Here is a 15,557-nt window from a genome sequence, read left to right on the forward strand (position 1 = left end):
TCCGTTTGGTATTCGACACGTAAAAACCGCAGGACTTGCGGGGTTAGTCTGTGGAGCGAACATAAGACCAAATCTCTTTTAGGGTGGAGGCAGTTGCGAAGAAGCAGAAATTCAAATCGTGAGGTTTGGGAATCCCCGTACCTGATAGTCGGGGTGGATGTCAATAGAAGATGATAATCCTGGACAAACAGCATCTACTTGTAAGGTGTGCGCGGCGCACCTTACTACTACAAATAGTGTAGATTGCCTTATGGCAAATTAGAAGATAGCCCTGTGGAAAGAAAACGTATTTTCAACTCTATCGTCGCAGCCGCTGTAGCGCTGACACTGCTGATTAGTTGGAACTTGTTTCAAAGCGTTTCCACAACAACAGCGCAGCAGCGAACGTCTTTAACTGTATCGGCTGCTATCAGTCTGTCGCAAGCTTTAGGGGAAATCAAGACTGTTTATCAAAGCAGCAATCCCAATGTTACTATTACTTATAATTTTGGTGCTTCCGGTGCTCTAGAACAGCAGATTCAGCAGGGAGCCCCGGTAGATGTATTTTTCAGCGCCGCTACAAAACAAATGAACAATTTGCAGCTATCTAACCTGTTAATTAACGAGACGCGGCGCAATTTGCTGACAAATCGCCTGGTTTTGATTACTCCCAAAAACGGTGTTGCCTTGAGCGATTTTAAACAGTTGACGGATGCAAAAATCAAGAAAATTGCGATCGGCGAACCGAAAAGCGTACCTGTGGGACAATATGCTCAAGAAATGCTAACTAAGCTTGGATTGTGGCGGCAAATACAGCCAAAATTAGTGCTGGGAAATAACGTCCGCCAAGTGCTGACATTCGTCGAAAGCGGTAACGTTGATGCTGGTATAGTTTACACGACTGATGCCAAAGCTTCGGACAAAGTAACTGTGCGGCTAACGGCTGCCGAAAATTTGCACTCGCCCATTGTTTATCCGCTGGCAGTTATCAGAAACAGCCGCAATCTGGCTGCTGCGAAAGCGTTTGTTGACTTTTTGGCGGGCGATCGCGCTAAAATAGTATTTCAGAAATACGGATTTGGCATAGTTCGATAACTAACTAATTAGGGATTTTTTACCGCTGATGATAGCAGATAAGCGCTGATTAACGCGGATGTATTTATAGATGGAATTTGATATTTCTCCGCTCTGGATATCTCTAAAATCCTCGGCTATTGCGACTTTTATTACCTTTTTCCTGGGAATAGCCGCCGCCCGGTGGATGCTTTCAACTCGCATCAGAGGTAAAGCTTTGATTGAAGGGATTTTCATTTCTCCCTTAGTTTTGCCGCCGACGGTAGTGGGATTTTTGCTGCTGTTGCTGTTTGGGAGAAATGGGGCGATCGGGCAATTTTTGCTACAATTCGAGTTAACTATAATTTTCACTTGGCAAGCCGCCGCCATTACTGCCACAGTTGTATCATTTCCCCTGATGTACAAAACTGCTTTGGGAGCTTTTGAGCAAATTGATGCCAATCTTCTCAACGCGGCTCGCACTTTGGGAGCCTCGGAGTGGCAAGTTTTTTGGCGAATTATGCTGCCGCTAGCATGGCCGGGAATTTTAGCAGGAACTATTCTGGCATTTGCTCGCGCTTTGGGTGAATTCGGCGCGACGTTGATGTTAGCGGGGAATATTCCCGGACAAACTCAAACTATCCCGATGGCAATTTATTTTGCTGTGGAAGCAGGGGATATGAGGCAAGCTGCTATTTGGGTTTTGATTATTCTGAGTCTTTCTTTGACGATGCTCACTGGTGTTAATTTTTGGAATGATTTAAAAAGGATATCGCCCAAACCGAATTTGAGCCAAAAACTGGAATCTAATTTTTCAAAAGGTGCCTCTTATTCTACTACAAAGTCCACAACTAAACAACTGGAAAGCGGACTTTGTTTAAAGATTTTTAAACCTCTCTCCGGCTTTGCCTTGGATGTCGGCTTCGATATCGGCCCGGAAGTCCTGGGAATTTTGGGCGCGTCGGGTTCGGGCAAAAGCATGACTCTGCGCTGCATCGCCGGTTTGGAAACTCCCAGCAGCGGTAAAATTGCCGTCAACGGTAAGGTTTTATTTGACTCAGCACAGGGCATTAATGTAGCTTCTAAAGACCGCCGCATCGGTTTTTTGTTTCAAAACTATGCTTTATTTCCTCACCTGAGTGTTGCTCAAAATATTGCGTTTGGCTTGCAGCATTTATCTGAAAGCGAGCAAAAATTTCGGGTAAAAGAACAGCTAATTTCGGTGCAAATGTCGGGACTGGAAAACCGCTACCCGCACGAACTTTCGGGGGGCCAACAGCAGCGGGTGGCTTTGGCGAGGGCGATCGCCCCGAATCCCGATTTGCTGCTGTTAGACGAACCGTTTTCTGCTTTGGATACTCATTTGCGGAGTCAACTGGAACGGGAGTTAATGCAGACTCTGGCTAATTATCGGGGAATTACTTTGTTTGTCAGCCACAATTTAGAGGAAGTTTACCGGGTGTGCAAAAATCTGTTGGTATTGGCCGAGGGAAGGCCGATCGCCTTTGATACCAAAGAGAACATTTTCGATCGCCCTGGCAATTTCACTGTCGCCCAGTTGACTGGCTGCAAGAATTTCTCAGCCGCTAAGCCGATCTCCGTAACTCTAGTGGAGGCGATCGACTGGGGCTGTACTCTGACTGTCGTCGAACCAATTCCCAAATCTCTAGTTTCTGTGGGAATTCGGGCTCATCAAATCAGTTTTGTTAGCGGGTGCGATCGTGAAAATACTTTTGCTTGTTGGATCGCCTCAACTGTGGAAACTCCGCACCGGGTGACATTATATCTCAAATTGCACTCGCCTCCCAATGATTTCCAAGATTATCACTTGCAAGCCGAAGTCTTCAAGGAAAAGTGGAGGGCTATTAAGGACAATCCTTTTCCCTGGTATGTTCATATCGAGCCAATTAGGTTAATATTAATGGAAGCATGAGTTAACCACTCTATGACTTAAGCAGGCTTGTTTCGGAAACCCGGTTTCTTTTTAGATGTCTCATTTTCCAGCGTTATTTGCGGAGAAACCGGGTTTCTTTGGTCTTAGTCATAAACTCCAAACAAGGTTAACCAAATTATTTGTTAAACCCATCTGAACCCAACATTAAACCATGACAGAAAAAGTTAAGAAAACCGACGCCGAATGGCAACAGCAACTCACGCCCGAACAGTTCAAAGTCGCCCGAAAGAAGGGAACGGAAAGAGCTTTTAGCGGCGAGTATCACGACAACAAAAAGCCCGGAAGTTATAAGTGTATTTGCTGCGGGACTGAGCTATTTAAATCAGAAACAAAGTTCGATTCCGGTACCGGTTGGCCGAGTTTCTACGCTCCTGTTAGCGAAGAAAATGTCAAGTGCGAGTCGGATAACACCTTGTTCATGCGCCGCACCGAGGTACTGTGCGCTGTTTGCGACGCTCATCTCGGCCACGTATTCAACGATGGGCCCAAACCGACCGGTCAGCGTTACTGCATGAATTCTGCTGCTCTTAATTTCGTCCCCAAGGATTGATTCTTTTAGGGGCGGGTTCGCGTGCCCAACCCCTACTCCCCACAAAAAATCAATCGGCTTGTGGAACAGGCATCTTGCCTGTTCACCTAGCATTGACTGAGAAAAAATCAATCCAGTTGTGGAACAGGCATCTTGCCTGTTCACCTAGCAGCCCCCGCAACAAACAAATTCTCTGGCAGCACAAGCGGGATGTTTGTTCTGGGCAATTGATGTTCAAAATGCACCCGTGCTGCTATCTTATGGTGGAGGCAAAAAGAGTAAAAAAATAGTGGCGGCATGGGGATGGTATATCAGCGAGTTTTGCTGAAGCTCAGCGGTGAAGCGCTGATGGGCAGCTTGGGCTACGGCATCGATCCGGTAGTCGTTCAGTCGATCGCCCAGGAAGTGGCCAAAGTCGTGTCCCAAGGCATTCAAATCGCGATTGTTGTCGGTGGTGGCAACATTTTTCGCGGGGTGAAAGCTGCTTCGGCAGGGATGGATCGGGCAACGGCTGATTATGTGGGCATGATTGCTACGGTGATGAATGCCATCACTTTGCAGGATGCCCTGGAACAAGCAGGAGTGCCAACGAGGGTGCAATCGGCGATCGCCATGCAAGAAGTAGCTGAACCCTACATCCGGCGGCGGGCAATTCGCCACCTCGAAAAAAAACGAGTAGTGATTTTTGGTGCCGGTTCTGGCAATCCTTTTTTTACTACGGATACTACAGCCGCTTTGCGGGCGGCTGAAATTGATGCAGAGGTGATTTTTAAAGCTACTAAGGTAGATGGGGTGTACGATTCCGACCCCCACGTCAACCCCAACGCGCGCAGGTATCAAACCCTCACCTATGCCCACGTCTTAAATCAAGACTTGCGGGTGATGGACAGTACCGCGATCGCCCTTTGCAAAGAAAATAATATTCCTATTATGGTATTTGACCTCTCGGTGTCGGGCAACATCTACCGAGCTGTAATGGGAGAATCTATTGGAACTCTTGTCGGAGGTTTTTGTGAAGTTAGCTGACGCAGAAGATCATATGCAAAAGGCAGTTGAGGCTACTCAACGGTCTTTTAATACTATTCGGACGGGACGGGCCAACGCCTCTCTCCTCGATCGAGTCATGGTAGATTATTACGGAGCTCCAACTCCGATCAAATCCCTTGCCAACATCGGCACGCCGGATGCGACTACGATCAACATTCAACCGTTCGATCGCACAGCACTAAGCTCGATCGAAAAAGCAATTTCCCTGTCCGATGTAGGACTCGTTCCCAACAACGACGGTTCAGTTATTCGCTTGAACATTCCGCCGCTGACGAGCGACAGACGCCAAGAATTTGTCAAAATGGCCGCGAAGTTTGCCGAAGAAGGTAAAGTTGCAATTCGCAATATCCGCCGCGATGCCGTTGACTCGATTCGCAAGCAGGAAAAAAGCAGCGATATCTCTAAAGATGAATCCCGCGACTTGCAAGATAAAATTCAAAAGCTGACGGACAAGTACGTTGCCAAAATAGAAGAAGTTCTGGCAGCGAAAGAGAAAGATATCACGACTGTATAATAGTCTCTAGTTAGTTATTAGTTATTAGTTATTTGTGACTTGCTCGTAATAACTAATAACTAATAACTCATGACAACTGACAACTGACAAGTTACTAACATATTTGATTGCATTATTGTCGGTCGATCGCCACTTCAGGGGGAACTGATATGGTTTGGGTCAGTTGTTTTGCTCGGGCATTCTATCAGTTTACAAAAGCTGCGAGTCAGAGCGGGCGTCAAATTGCCGATGACTACTAAGTTGACGAGCAAAATTTTGTGCGGTGAACTGCGTTATGCCCATATCGCTAACCGCGCTCTTCCAAAGCTGATGCCGTTTTAAAACGAAGGAAGAAGAAATCATCTTAAATCCCAATTTCTTATTTTCAATTCTTAATCGTTAATTAAAATCGGAACTATATCATTTCGGTTTGCATCCGAATAATATTTTTTGGAGTGTAGCGCAAGTGTCCTCGCTCGCACTAAGTCTAAGCGCATCTAAATTTTAAAGTCAAGTTTGCTCAAATTACTGTGGAGCGAACTCTAGCAGCCAGCCCAAAAATACAATTTAGATGCCCAAAAGCTTACACTCCGTTCGCTGTGGATGACGCGATCGCGCTCATAATTCCGATGTAACGCGATTTGATATTACACCCTATTTATACTACCGGTAAGGTACACAATGCACGCCTTACATACATAGCTTATGCGTAAATCCTGTACAATCTAAAATAAATATGATAATTTATTTTTATAAAGTAGAAAAGCCTTACGGCTGCTTTTCTAATTTTTCACTGCACGACATTTACCTGCACGGTCAAGATTGGTTGACTGTGGAACATTACTATCAAGCCCAAAAATTTGTCGGTAGCGCTGATGAAAGATTAGTGGCGGCGATTCGAGCCGTAGCAACTCCTCAAGAAGCCGCCAAATTAGGTCGCGATCCGAACCACCGGATGCGCGCTGACTGGGAAACGGTGAAAATTCCCATTATGCGCGAAGCAGTTTTAACTAAGTTTCTCGTTCATACAGACATTCAAGCTATTCTCCTCGCCACAGCGGATCGAGTGATTGTGGAGGATTCGCCAACGGATTACTACTGGGGCTGCGGGTGCGATCGAACCGGCCAAAATCATTTGGGTAAAATTTTGATGAGCGTGCGCAGCGAAATTTTTCAGCGCCAGAGGAGCTAATAAAACTAAAATTATTTTGTTAATGCTCATTATATGAAGTTATCCCAACAAATGTCAACTTATCCTAAAAATAAATAATTCTGAGAGTGAGAGTTTAAGATTGCGAGAAATTTATAAGAGGATTAAAATAATAATTATGATTGGGTTGAGTCGCTATGCCTGTTGAAGGCAAGGACTAAACCGGCGCGATCGCAGATTTTCCTTCCTCAGCGCGCCCGAGGCGATACACCGCAGTCTCTAACCAGCGTGCAGCAGATTAATTGTACAGATCGGTTGAATCAAAAACTCAGGCTGATGCACTTGAGTCCGATCGCTCCGACAGCACATTAAAACTTTTTATTATCATTGTATTATTTCAAAAGGAGATTTATGCAATTCACAGAAAATACGCAAGAATTACATCATAAACTAGACAGAGAAGTTTTGGTACGGGGGATAACTGAACGCATCCGCCAATCTCTAGAATTAGAAGATATTTTAACCAGTACGGTAGCCGAAGTGCGGTCTTTTTTGAAAACAGACCGCATCATGATTTACAGGTTCAGTGCCGACAGCAGCGGAGAAGTTGTTGCCGAATCAATTAATAACAACCGTCTCCCTTCCTTGAAAGGCCTGCACTTTCCAGCAGACGACATTCCCCCCCCCGCCAGGGAGATGTATATCAGTATGCGTCAGCGCACAATAGTAGATGTTAACTCCGGGACGATCGTCCTGAGTCCCCTCGATGCTGCGGACACAGGTCAACCTTTAGTAAATCAACAGATGCACTACCGATCGCTCGATCCTTGCCACACAGCTTACCTGATGGCAATGGGAGTGCAATCTTCCTTAGTCGTGCCGATTTTGCACCGCAGGAGCGCGTCGCAAAACAGCCAAACAGATATCTGCGATGCCCCGACGCGCCTGACTCGATACGAGCCAGGAAACAATCAAAAAGTTCACATCGAACTGTGGGGACTTTTAGTGTCTCACCACTGTGTCCCCCTCAATATTTCACCAGCAGATTTAGAAGTAGTTCAGCTCGTAACAGATCAATTGTCGAGCGCCATCGCCCATGCACTCCTCCTCCAGCAGACCCGCTCTCAAGCCGCTCGGGAAGCTACCGTGAGCCGCATAGCAGCCCTGTTGTACGGTCACGCCAACATTCAACTGCAACAGGGTTTAGAAGCCACCGTCACCGCTTTGGGCGGCAGCGGCGGCAGACTCTATCTCAACCCCCCGAACATTAAGGGTGAAAAGTTATCGGTTCCCAAGATCGATCGAGCATTTCCCATTGCCGCGGGCGATCGGACTGCTCCGGGCGATCCTACCTTTGAACTGTTCAAAGCAGGCGAGCAACCGACTCTTCCCGACTGGGAAAAAGTCAGGGCGATCGAAGCTCATCCCCTGTGGCAGCAATGGCTAACCAAAGGATTTAAAAATAAAGAAGAGTTTCCCAATTTCTCAATTCCTAATTCCCCATTCCCAGTTTGGATAATTACAGACTTATACAAAGAACCTCTATTTAGAGTTTTAGTTCCCGCTTTTCAAGCTACTAAAATTCGGGGATTGCTGGTAATTCCCCTCCACTACCAACAACAAGTAGTCGGCTGTTTGACCGTTTTTCGCAATGAAATTGATACCGAAAAAATGTGGGCGGGGCGCTTTGACAGCAGCGCTGCACAAATCCTTCCCAGACAATCCTTTGAACTCTGGCGAGAAATCAAAAAAGGTCAGTCGCCAGAGTGGGAAGGGGAGGAGATCGAGCAAGCTTTAGCTATAGGCAGCCAATTTTGTGCGGCAATTGGGCAGTACGTTCTTTATAAAGAAGTGCAGGCTTTGAATGCCAACTTGGAGCGCCAAGTTCAAGAACGCACCGCCCAATTGCAAAAATCCTTGGACTTTGCCCAAGTATTGACGCGAGTTAGAGACCAAATTCGCAGCACCTTGGATTTAAAAACCATACTGCAAACTATTGTGCGGGAAGTGAGAGTTTTGTTGGATACCGATCGCACGGTAATCTACCAATTTGCAGCAGACAAACAGGGCGAGGTAGTTGTCGAAGCGGTTTGCGGTCAGTGGCGGTCAATTGTAGGTATCACATCTCCAAAAGAATGCTTTCCCGAAGGCTCAGACTGCTTTTATCGAGCCGGACGGATGCGAGCAATTAATGATATTTATACTGAGGATTTAACAGCCTGTCACCGCGAATTTTTGGAAGAGTTGCAGGTGAGAGGAAGTTTAATTGTGCCCATGAGAGGCAAAGATTCCCAATTGTGGGGGTTGCTGATTGCCCATGAGTGTTCGGGGCCCAGAGTTTGGCAAACAGCAGAACAGGAATTGGTGCAACATTTAGCGGATCAAGCTGCGATCGCCATTCACCAAGCAGAACTGTATCAAGAAAGTCTCAATGCAGCAACTGCCGATCGATTAAAAGCCGAACAGCTAGCTAAAACCCTCACAGAATTGCACAATACCCAAGCCCAACTGATTCAAACCGAAAAAATGTCCAGTCTCGGACAACTGCTGGCCGGAGTCGCCCACGAAATCAATAACCCCGTTAACTTTATCTACGGCAATCTGTCCCACGCCAGCGAATACACCAAAGATTTGCTCTGCTTGGTGGAACTCTACCGCCAGCACTACCCCAATCCCAAGCCAGAAATTAGCGAGTGCTCCGAAGCGATCGACATCGAATTTCTTGCCGAAGATTTGCCGAAAATTTTGGGTTCCATGACAGTCGGAGTCGATCGCATCCGCCAATTAGTTGTATCTTTGCGCAATTTTTCCAGGAGCGATCGAGCCGAGAAAAAAGCCGTTGACATTCACGAGGGCATCGACAGTACCCTGTTGATTTTGCAGCACCGGATCAAAGCCAAATCCGATCGCAACACCGTAGAAATCATGAAAGAATACGGCAATTTGCCCTTAGTAGAATGCTATGCCAGCTCGCTCAATCAGGTATTTATGAATCTGATCGGCAATGCCCTTGACGCCCTAGAAATGGGAAAAAAAGAGCGAGTTATGAATATTCCTTTTAACGGGGCAAGTGCAGCCGCGACACATTTAAGCTCCCAAATACTGCCTATCGAGTCAGGAGATATAAAGGCAACCACCGAGTGTTTGATTCCTGATTTCCCATCCCCTTGCATTCGGATTCGCACTGAATTAATCGATGAAAAAACGGTAGGAATTTGCATTGCCGACAACGGTCACGGCATCCCCAAAGAGTTAATCTCTCACATATTTAATCCGTTTTTTACTACTAAACCCGTCGGTCGGGGCACGGGTTTAGGACTGTCTATCAGTTATCAAATTGTAGTTGAGAAACACCAAGGGGTACTGAAATGTGTTTCTGTACCCGGTCACGGTACAGAGTTCTGGATCGAGATTCCGCTGAATTAAGTAGAACAACCTAAAAAAACAACACACCCAGATACCCGACTTCTTTGAGAATCCGGGTATTTAACAGCGATCGCGTTTTACGTCAAGAAATTATTTTATCTTCCTCGCAGAGAGAGATAATTCGATACACAAAAGCTTTTAGCTCTGGACAAGCATTAATCGCAATCATCAAATCGTTGTTTTTCAAAATAGCCATTCCATCAATCACTTTGTTATAGTCTTTTCCGCGTTTTCCTGTTCTAAAAATTTCCTTAATCCAATAGGAAGGTGGCTTTTGATGATTCACTGTTTCAGGCGAACCGCTACCGCTAGGAGCAGAAAGGTTGTGTTTCGCTAGCTTCTGGATAGTGGTCCAGTAGGGAAGAAGCCATGCTTCAAAATCATGTGATGCTGTGTGAGGATAGAAGTTTGGGTTGTTATCTACCCATATCCTCATTTTCTCTTTAGCATCATTGGCATCTTTAAAGTCCGGCTTTCCGGTATAAACGTCTGTAAGTGCAATTACAGCATGATAGCCATTATTATCGAGGAGAGTTTCAACTAATTTCTTGAGTTTTCTTTCCTTGGGAATTGGACCATCTTGTGTTATAAAGTGTAGTCTGGGCATTTTTTGCCCTAAATGACTTTGCAGAAACTCACAAAGCTTCTTTTTAAATGCCCTTTCAGTAGCTCCTTCAACTAAAATAGCAATTTTCATGGGCGGCCACCCATTATATTCATTGCCCAAAGCTGGTCAAGACTATAATCTTCTAACCATTTATCCAGATTAAAAGTCTCACCCCACCTCATTTTTGCCTCACCTTCTTCCAAGTCACAGACCAAAACCTCATGTGGCTTAAGAAATCTGATGAGTCTATCAGAGTGTGTTGCAACTATCAGTTGAGTGTGTTTTGAAGCTTCTCTCATTAGATAAACTAAGTGTCTTAAGAGTTCAGGGTGTAGGCTAACTTCTGGTTCATCTAGCAACGTAATAGTTGTTAAAGTTTGACTTTGCAGCAGCGCAACCAACCAGAGGAAGCGCAGCGTTCCCTCTGATAGCTCATGGACATAGAAAGGCTGAGGAAAATTTCTATCTGTCCAAGTCATAGACATAGTTCCTGCGGCAACCGGAGGAAAGTTTAATCGCTCGAAATCTGGAAAGGCAGCAGAAATGATATTTTCCAGCATTTCAAAACTGTCTCGATCGGTTTCCCGAAGGTCATAAAGACAGGAAACGAGGTTTTCACCGCTTGCTCCAGGCAACTTTGCAGGGCGCATTGCTTGAGGTAGACGAATGGGACTTTTCTCTGAAACATCGAGTGCTCCATAATATGTGCAAGAAGCAAGGCTCTTTCTCAGGTTCTCTGGTTCGCGATACATTTTAGGAACTTGAGAAAGGGATGTTTCAAGAGGATTGTGATCCCAACTCGGTCTCACAAATCCTCTTCTTTCTTCTGGAGAATATTTAATATCCAAACCTTGTGATTCAATATACTTGAATGGTTCCGTTTTGCTTGGATCTCTATGCTGTGTTAAATATTCGTCTCTAACTTCATAAGATAAACCTTTGGGCGACAATGTTAAGCTGTACTTCAAAGGTTGTTCCTTTGGCACTTGCATTGAAATTTCAATTTCAAGTTCTTGTACTTTACCTCTTGTCAAAATTTCATTCAAGCCGCCTTTAAGTTGCAATAAATTCTGTAAATTTCCACTTGCTGAAGCGGCTAGTATTGAAAGAACATCTAAAAAAGAAGTTTTTCCTGCTCCGTTTGCACCAATCATAACGATGAGATTTCTCATCTCAAGCTCAATATTTTGAAGACGCCGAAAACCCCTTACTGATATATTTTCAAATCTATTCATATTCCGTCCTTAAATAGTGAAACTAGCCTAGACACATATATCGAGACTAGGCTAAGTATACCTGCCTTACAGAGATTAGAGGTTTAGTAAAGCCAGATGGGTTGATGAAACGGTCTGCATCGCTTGGGTTGGCGAAACACGAAAAGTCGTTGGAGCAGGCCGTTCACAAGTCTTAAGGCAAGATTAGCTTCACCAGCACAGAACCGATCGAGCCTAGAAGACTCATAAAGTCGCCGCGGCTGGCAGTGCGGGCTTCTGTAGGCTTTTGGCGCGCCACAATTGCTTCGGCTAACTGCTTTGACAAATCCTGACCTTGGGGATTTCCTTGAGCGGCAAAGAGTTGGTTTGCTCTTGCAGCGTCTTGAGCGGCACCGGCGAAGTCTCCCAAGTCAGCGCGAGACATACTGCGCGCAAAATAAACGGCTGCTAAATCCGATTTCAGATTCAGCGCTTGATTGTAATAATCAATGGCGTTTCTGTAGTTTCCCGCTTGAGCTTCCTGCACTCCCAACCGGTAGAAGTCTTCAGCGGTGCCGATATTAGTTGGCATTCCTCTAACTCCGAGCAGTTGCGCGTTAGTTAGATTGGCGTCAGTTAAATTCGCGTCGCCCAGATAGGCACTTCTCAAGTCAGCACCGCTGAGGTTGGCTCCGCTGAGGTTGGCCCCCGTCAGGTTGACGCCAAAAAGACTGGTGCCGCTGAGGTTGGCTCCGCTGAGGTCAGCCCCCGTCAGGTTGGCTCTGCTGAGGTTAGCCAGCCTCAAGTCAGCACCTTTGAGATTGGCTCCTGTTAAATTCGCTAAAACCAGACCTGCACTGCTGAGGTCGCAGTTGGGGCACTGTCGGGTGGCTAGTAATTGTTGCGTGTGTTGGATGTTCTCGGCGGGTGCAGGAGCGATCGGGGCGATCGCGCTCAGCAGCGTTACAGCAGCGAGGATTCTGAGTTTCATCTTAACCGTCCCAAATCCAAAATATTAAATCTAAAATAGCTTTTATCGAAGCAATTGAAAATCAACATAACACAAGTTCACCCAACAAATCTTTGGACTGGCCCTATGTAGGAGTTTTGTGTGGCATCAGCACCCTAAATTGAAGTTCTGCGCCTTAACTGAGTGTCAAATAAAGATTTCGCTGCCAATAAATTAGGGTAATGAAATAATCATTACCCTTTAGCAGCGGTTCTCGGCAACCATAAAAATTAACGAATAAATTAGTCGTGAATCGTGCCGTCGGGCATCGTCGTACCCTTAAGATAAACTCCGCTCAGGTTGACTTTTGTAAGGTTTGCTCCCAACAGGTTTGCGCCGCTTAAGTCTGACGCGCTTAAAATCGCTTCCGTCAAATCTGCCCTAATCAGGCTCGCTCCCATTAAGTCGGCTCCGCTGAGGTCTACTTTGCTCAGGTTAGCCCCAATTAAATCGCATTCTGTGAGCACCGCCCTGCGCAAGTTTACTCCGTAAAGATTTACTCCGTGCAAGTCTGCACGGCTGAGTGTTGCCCGAGATATGTTGGCTCCAATTAAAGTTGCTTGGATCAGGGAAGCTCCGCTCAAGTCTGCTTTGCTGAGGTTCGCTCCCATCAACTCAGCTCGATTCAGGTTAGCTTCAGCTAAAAGTGCTTCTGTGAGGTCGGCTCCACCTAAGTCTGCTTTGCTCAAATTAATCTTGCACAAATTGGCTTTGCCAAAGTTGACTCTGTTGAGTTTCGCTTTGCTGAGATTGGCTCCAATCAGGTCGGCTTCATACAGATTGGCTCCAATCAATTCTGCTTCGTAGAGGTACACCTCGTGCAGGTAGAGCCCGCTAAAATTTCTTTCTCCTATTGCGTATAGCTTGAGCAGTTCGTCAACGTTCATTATGGCTTCTCTACACCTTTTAAATGAAGAATACTCTCAGTAAGCTGGTTGCACCGGATGTTCTGCCATTTTAGATTTTAAATTCTGAAAGATTCACACCCAGCGCGAGACTTCTCTCAATCTGCAAGGTTTGAGAATAAATTAGATTGTTTGGGGAGGGTGAAGGACAAAGCTGCATTTTTTTTTATAATTAACATTTAAAATGTTGAACAACAATATGGCTCGCACTTCCTCGCTAAATCAAAGGATTCTGGGTGGAAAGTGCGATCGCACCCATAACTTTTTGTGGATAGTTGAGTTTACTGAGTATTAGTGTGACAACGATCACTAATGGATGTTAGTAGTATCACATAGAAACCGCCGTTTAGATCACGACGGGCGGGAAAAAATAGCAGATAGTGTTACTGTAAGGCTGGAAAATTGACAATGCCACTGTCCGTGTGTTTTACTCAATTAGCGATCGAGCAAGTAGTTTTACAGATACTAGCTTTTAGATCCGAAAGTCGGTTGCAACATCACTCGGCGCGACACTCGGGGCGACCCGCTCCGGCCGGTGAGAGTGCTGATGTCTCAGGATTTCTCGCACATCGAAAGCCAGAAATGCACTTCTGGGAATAGGGGTATGTATGTATAAAAGTGCGATCGCTGGTGTACAGACCAAGCCGGTCTGCTAGCAACTAATGACTGAAAATCGCTAATCCCTTCGCAAAAACTACCAATAAATACCAGGAAAACCATGATATATGTTGTTTAGCAAAAAAGAATAAATGGTATTCCTTAAAAGCCAACTATTGCAGCTAATATTGCAGTCGAGCGGTTAACCGATATCAGTATTAGCAATGACGTTTGTTCCATCAAATACAAAACTGACCCAGAAACCGATTTTTTTACCAAAATACTTTGTGGCAACCCTTGCTCACAGTAAAAAAAGGCTTTTGAGCGTCTGAGTGTGTGCAGGACACAAAAAGTTTAATTTAGAGCGCTTTTGTATTGCTGTAGGGCAAACAAAAGGCGAGCAGTTAGGATAGGAGCGAATTTTGCTCCCTTGTCAAACAAAGCTATTGTAGAGCGCAAATCGTGAGGTAATTGGTATGGCTGGAGTATGTAAACTTAGCATCACAGAGACAATTGACGAACTAAAAAGCCTGTTAACCGAACAAAAAACGGCAAGCGGCTTTCAAAAAATTCAAGCACTTTATCTGTTCAAAATTTGTCACGTTAAGACAGTTAAAGAATTGGCAATGACGATCGGGGTAAACCGAATTACAGTGCAGCGGTGGCTGAGAAAGTACCGCTCTGACGGACTCGAAGGACTCCTGGAAACAAAGCACAGCGGCGGCCGCAAGCCGGCGATTCCTCCTCTGGCCCGCGCTAGTTTGGCAATGCGCCTGAGCGACCCCCTGAAAGGCTTTAAAAGCTATGGAGAAATTCAAGAGTGGTTGCAACAGGAACACAGCATTGAGGCTTCCTATAAAGCCGTTTACGCAACAGTCAGATACCAGCTAAAAGCCAAGTTGACGAAAGTTTAGACTTTTCATACCGCGTCCGATCGATCGCCGATCGTCTAATTGTTTGCAGTCAGCCTTTGAAGCTTTTGAGGACTTCCGTCGTACTACAAACCTAACTAATTCTTTTTTAACCAAACTCGCTCTCATAAGCTGCGGAGCCTATAAATTATGTGTTGCGGGAATGGGGACGAGGGGGAGAAGATTTGACGCTTTTCCCGCGTCTGTGAAAGATGCTTAAAAAATGCGAGATAAGTCATAACTTGCAGGTTTTGTTCTGTAAAAATTGGCAGCGGCTAAGGCAAAAACCGATCCAAAGCCGCTTTCAACTCTTCGATTTCCGTATCGATATTGCCTTCTTTAGCTGCTCTGGCAATACACTCAGTTAAATGTTCGTCAAGAATGATTCTCGCCACGCGATCGAGCGCTCCTCGAACCGCAGCAACTTGCACGAGAACTTCGGGACAGGGACGGTTTTCCTGCACCATAGTTTTGATGCCGCGGACGTGTCCCTCAATCCGAGACAAGCGATTTACCAGCCGCCGCATCGATTCTTCATCGTGATGGTGAGGGTGGGCTGATTTATCGTCGTGATGGTGGTGGGAATTTGAGGGCAAGGATTTGTCAGTAGAAGTATCAGATAGAATCATTGGGGTTACGAGGGAAATTTTAAAAGTTAGAAAAAGTTAGAATTGAGAATATGTTGAGTTGGTGCTGGCTCCTGA

At 45.6% G+C, this 15,557-nt stretch carries 14 protein-coding genes; 9 read left to right on the top strand and 5 right to left on the bottom strand.

Annotated elements, in window-relative coordinates:
• The first annotated feature begins 273 nt into the window (after nucleotides 1-273).
• The 7 genes from modA to QUB70_RS04120 all read left to right on the top strand — a co-directional run bounded on the left by modA (nucleotide 274) and on the right by QUB70_RS04120 (nucleotide 9,631).
• Entirely contained in the window at nucleotides 274-1,074 is an 801-nt protein-coding gene (gene modA, locus QUB70_RS04090) for a molybdate ABC transporter substrate-binding protein (protein WP_332978499.1), read from the top strand.
• A gap of 70 nt (nucleotides 1,075-1,144) precedes the next feature.
• A complete protein-coding gene (gene modB / locus QUB70_RS04095; RefSeq protein ID WP_332978500.1) occupies nucleotides 1,145-2,965 on the top strand; it encodes a molybdate ABC transporter permease subunit in 1,821 nt (606 codons plus the stop codon).
• Nucleotides 2,966-3,137: 172 nt separating this feature from the next.
• On the top strand, nucleotides 3,138-3,536 hold the full coding sequence (gene msrB / locus QUB70_RS04100) for a peptide-methionine (R)-S-oxide reductase MsrB (protein WP_332978501.1): 399 nt from the start codon (nucleotides 3,138-3,140) through the stop codon (nucleotides 3,534-3,536).
• A 276-nt stretch (nucleotides 3,537-3,812) separates the two neighbouring features.
• Nucleotides 3,813-4,541 (top strand): UMP kinase, encoded by a 729-nt coding sequence (pyrH, locus tag QUB70_RS04105; RefSeq protein ID WP_242723050.1) that lies wholly within the window; start codon nucleotides 3,813-3,815, stop codon nucleotides 4,539-4,541.
• Nucleotides 4,528-5,076: a ribosome recycling factor gene (frr, locus tag QUB70_RS04110; RefSeq protein ID WP_332978502.1), complete on the top strand. Its 549-nt coding sequence runs from the start codon at nucleotides 4,528-4,530 to the stop codon at nucleotides 5,074-5,076. Before pyrH ends, frr begins: the two co-directional genes overlap by 14 nt.
• A 715-nt stretch (nucleotides 5,077-5,791) precedes the next feature.
• Nucleotides 5,792-6,247, top strand: a complete 456-nt coding sequence (locus tag QUB70_RS04115; protein WP_332978503.1) for an NADAR family protein — start codon at nucleotides 5,792-5,794, stop codon at nucleotides 6,245-6,247.
• A gap of 369 nt (nucleotides 6,248-6,616) precedes the next feature.
• Complete coding sequence (locus QUB70_RS04120) at nucleotides 6,617-9,631, top strand: GAF domain-containing protein (RefSeq protein ID WP_332978504.1); 3,015 nt, start codon at nucleotides 6,617-6,619, stop codon at nucleotides 9,629-9,631.
• Between the two features lie 82 nt (nucleotides 9,632-9,713).
• Here QUB70_RS04120 and QUB70_RS04125 read toward each other — a convergent pair whose 3' ends face one another.
• The 4 genes from QUB70_RS04125 to QUB70_RS04140 all read right to left on the bottom strand — a co-directional run bounded on the left by QUB70_RS04125 (nucleotide 9,714) and on the right by QUB70_RS04140 (nucleotide 13,327).
• A complete protein-coding gene (locus QUB70_RS04125) occupies nucleotides 9,714-10,328 on the bottom strand; it encodes a DUF4276 family protein (RefSeq protein WP_332978505.1) in 615 nt (204 codons plus the stop codon).
• The gene (locus QUB70_RS04130; protein WP_332978507.1) at nucleotides 10,325-11,473 is read right to left on the bottom strand and encodes an AAA family ATPase; all 1,149 of its coding nucleotides are present in this window, start codon (nucleotides 11,471-11,473) and stop codon (nucleotides 10,325-10,327) included. Before QUB70_RS04130 ends, QUB70_RS04125 begins: the two co-directional genes overlap by 4 nt.
• Before the next feature lie 172 nt (nucleotides 11,474-11,645).
• A complete protein-coding gene (locus QUB70_RS04135) occupies nucleotides 11,646-12,422 on the bottom strand; it encodes a pentapeptide repeat-containing protein (RefSeq protein ID WP_332978508.1) in 777 nt (258 codons plus the stop codon).
• A 260-nt stretch (nucleotides 12,423-12,682) separates the two neighbouring features.
• Complete coding sequence (locus tag QUB70_RS04140; protein WP_332978509.1) at nucleotides 12,683-13,327, bottom strand: pentapeptide repeat-containing protein; 645 nt, start codon at nucleotides 13,325-13,327, stop codon at nucleotides 12,683-12,685.
• Between the two features lie 426 nt (nucleotides 13,328-13,753).
• Here QUB70_RS04140 and QUB70_RS04145 point away from each other — a divergent pair, with 426 nt between their 5' ends.
• Together QUB70_RS04145 and QUB70_RS04150 are read left to right on the top strand one after the other, a co-directional pair.
• Nucleotides 13,754-13,945, top strand: coding sequence for a hypothetical protein (locus tag QUB70_RS04145; RefSeq protein ID WP_332978510.1), 192 nt, complete (start codon nucleotides 13,754-13,756; stop codon nucleotides 13,943-13,945).
• Nucleotides 13,946-14,418: 473 nt separating this feature from the next.
• Nucleotides 14,419-14,856 carry a helix-turn-helix domain-containing protein gene (locus tag QUB70_RS04150; protein ID WP_332978511.1) on the top strand — a complete coding sequence of 146 codons (438 nt, stop codon included), beginning with the start codon at nucleotides 14,419-14,421 and terminating at the stop codon, nucleotides 14,854-14,856.
• A gap of 272 nt (nucleotides 14,857-15,128) precedes the next feature.
• Here the strand turns inward: QUB70_RS04150 and QUB70_RS04155 are convergent, their stop codons facing one another.
• Nucleotides 15,129-15,482, bottom strand: coding sequence for a metal-sensing transcriptional repressor (locus tag QUB70_RS04155; protein WP_242723064.1), 354 nt, complete (start codon nucleotides 15,480-15,482; stop codon nucleotides 15,129-15,131).
• Nucleotides 15,483-15,557 lie beyond the last annotated feature (75 nt).

It is taken from the genome of Microcoleus sp. A003_D6, from assembly GCF_036702825.1.
Taxonomy (GTDB): domain Bacteria; phylum Cyanobacteriota; class Cyanobacteriia; order Cyanobacteriales; family Microcoleaceae; genus Microcoleus.

Excerpts from the sequence above, each read along its gene's own strand:
- modB (WP_332978500.1), top strand. The coding sequence starts at position 1,145 with ATGGAATTTGATATTTCTCCGCTCTGGATATCTCTAAAATCCTCGGCT.
- msrB (WP_332978501.1), top strand. The coding sequence starts at position 3,138 with ATGACAGAAAAAGTTAAGAAAACCGACGCCGAATGGCAACAGCAACTC.
- pyrH (WP_242723050.1), top strand. The coding sequence starts at position 3,813 with ATGGGGATGGTATATCAGCGAGTTTTGCTGAAGCTCAGCGGTGAAGCG.
- QUB70_RS04115 (WP_332978503.1), top strand. The coding sequence starts at position 5,792 with ATGATAATTTATTTTTATAAAGTAGAAAAGCCTTACGGCTGCTTTTCT.
- QUB70_RS04120 (WP_332978504.1), top strand. The coding sequence starts at position 6,617 with ATGCAATTCACAGAAAATACGCAAGAATTACATCATAAACTAGACAGA.
- QUB70_RS04125 (WP_332978505.1), bottom strand. The coding sequence starts at position 10,328 with ATGAAAATTGCTATTTTAGTTGAAGGAGCTACTGAAAGGGCATTTAAA.
- QUB70_RS04130 (WP_332978507.1), bottom strand. The coding sequence starts at position 11,473 with ATGAATAGATTTGAAAATATATCAGTAAGGGGTTTTCGGCGTCTTCAA.
- QUB70_RS04135 (WP_332978508.1), bottom strand. The coding sequence starts at position 12,422 with ATGAAACTCAGAATCCTCGCTGCTGTAACGCTGCTGAGCGCGATCGCC.
- QUB70_RS04140 (WP_332978509.1), bottom strand. The coding sequence starts at position 13,327 with ATGAACGTTGACGAACTGCTCAAGCTATACGCAATAGGAGAAAGAAAT.
- QUB70_RS04145 (WP_332978510.1), top strand. The coding sequence starts at position 13,754 with ATGCCACTGTCCGTGTGTTTTACTCAATTAGCGATCGAGCAAGTAGTT.
- QUB70_RS04150 (WP_332978511.1), top strand. The coding sequence starts at position 14,419 with ATGGCTGGAGTATGTAAACTTAGCATCACAGAGACAATTGACGAACTA.
- QUB70_RS04155 (WP_242723064.1), bottom strand. The coding sequence starts at position 15,482 with ATGATTCTATCTGATACTTCTACTGACAAATCCTTGCCCTCAAATTCC.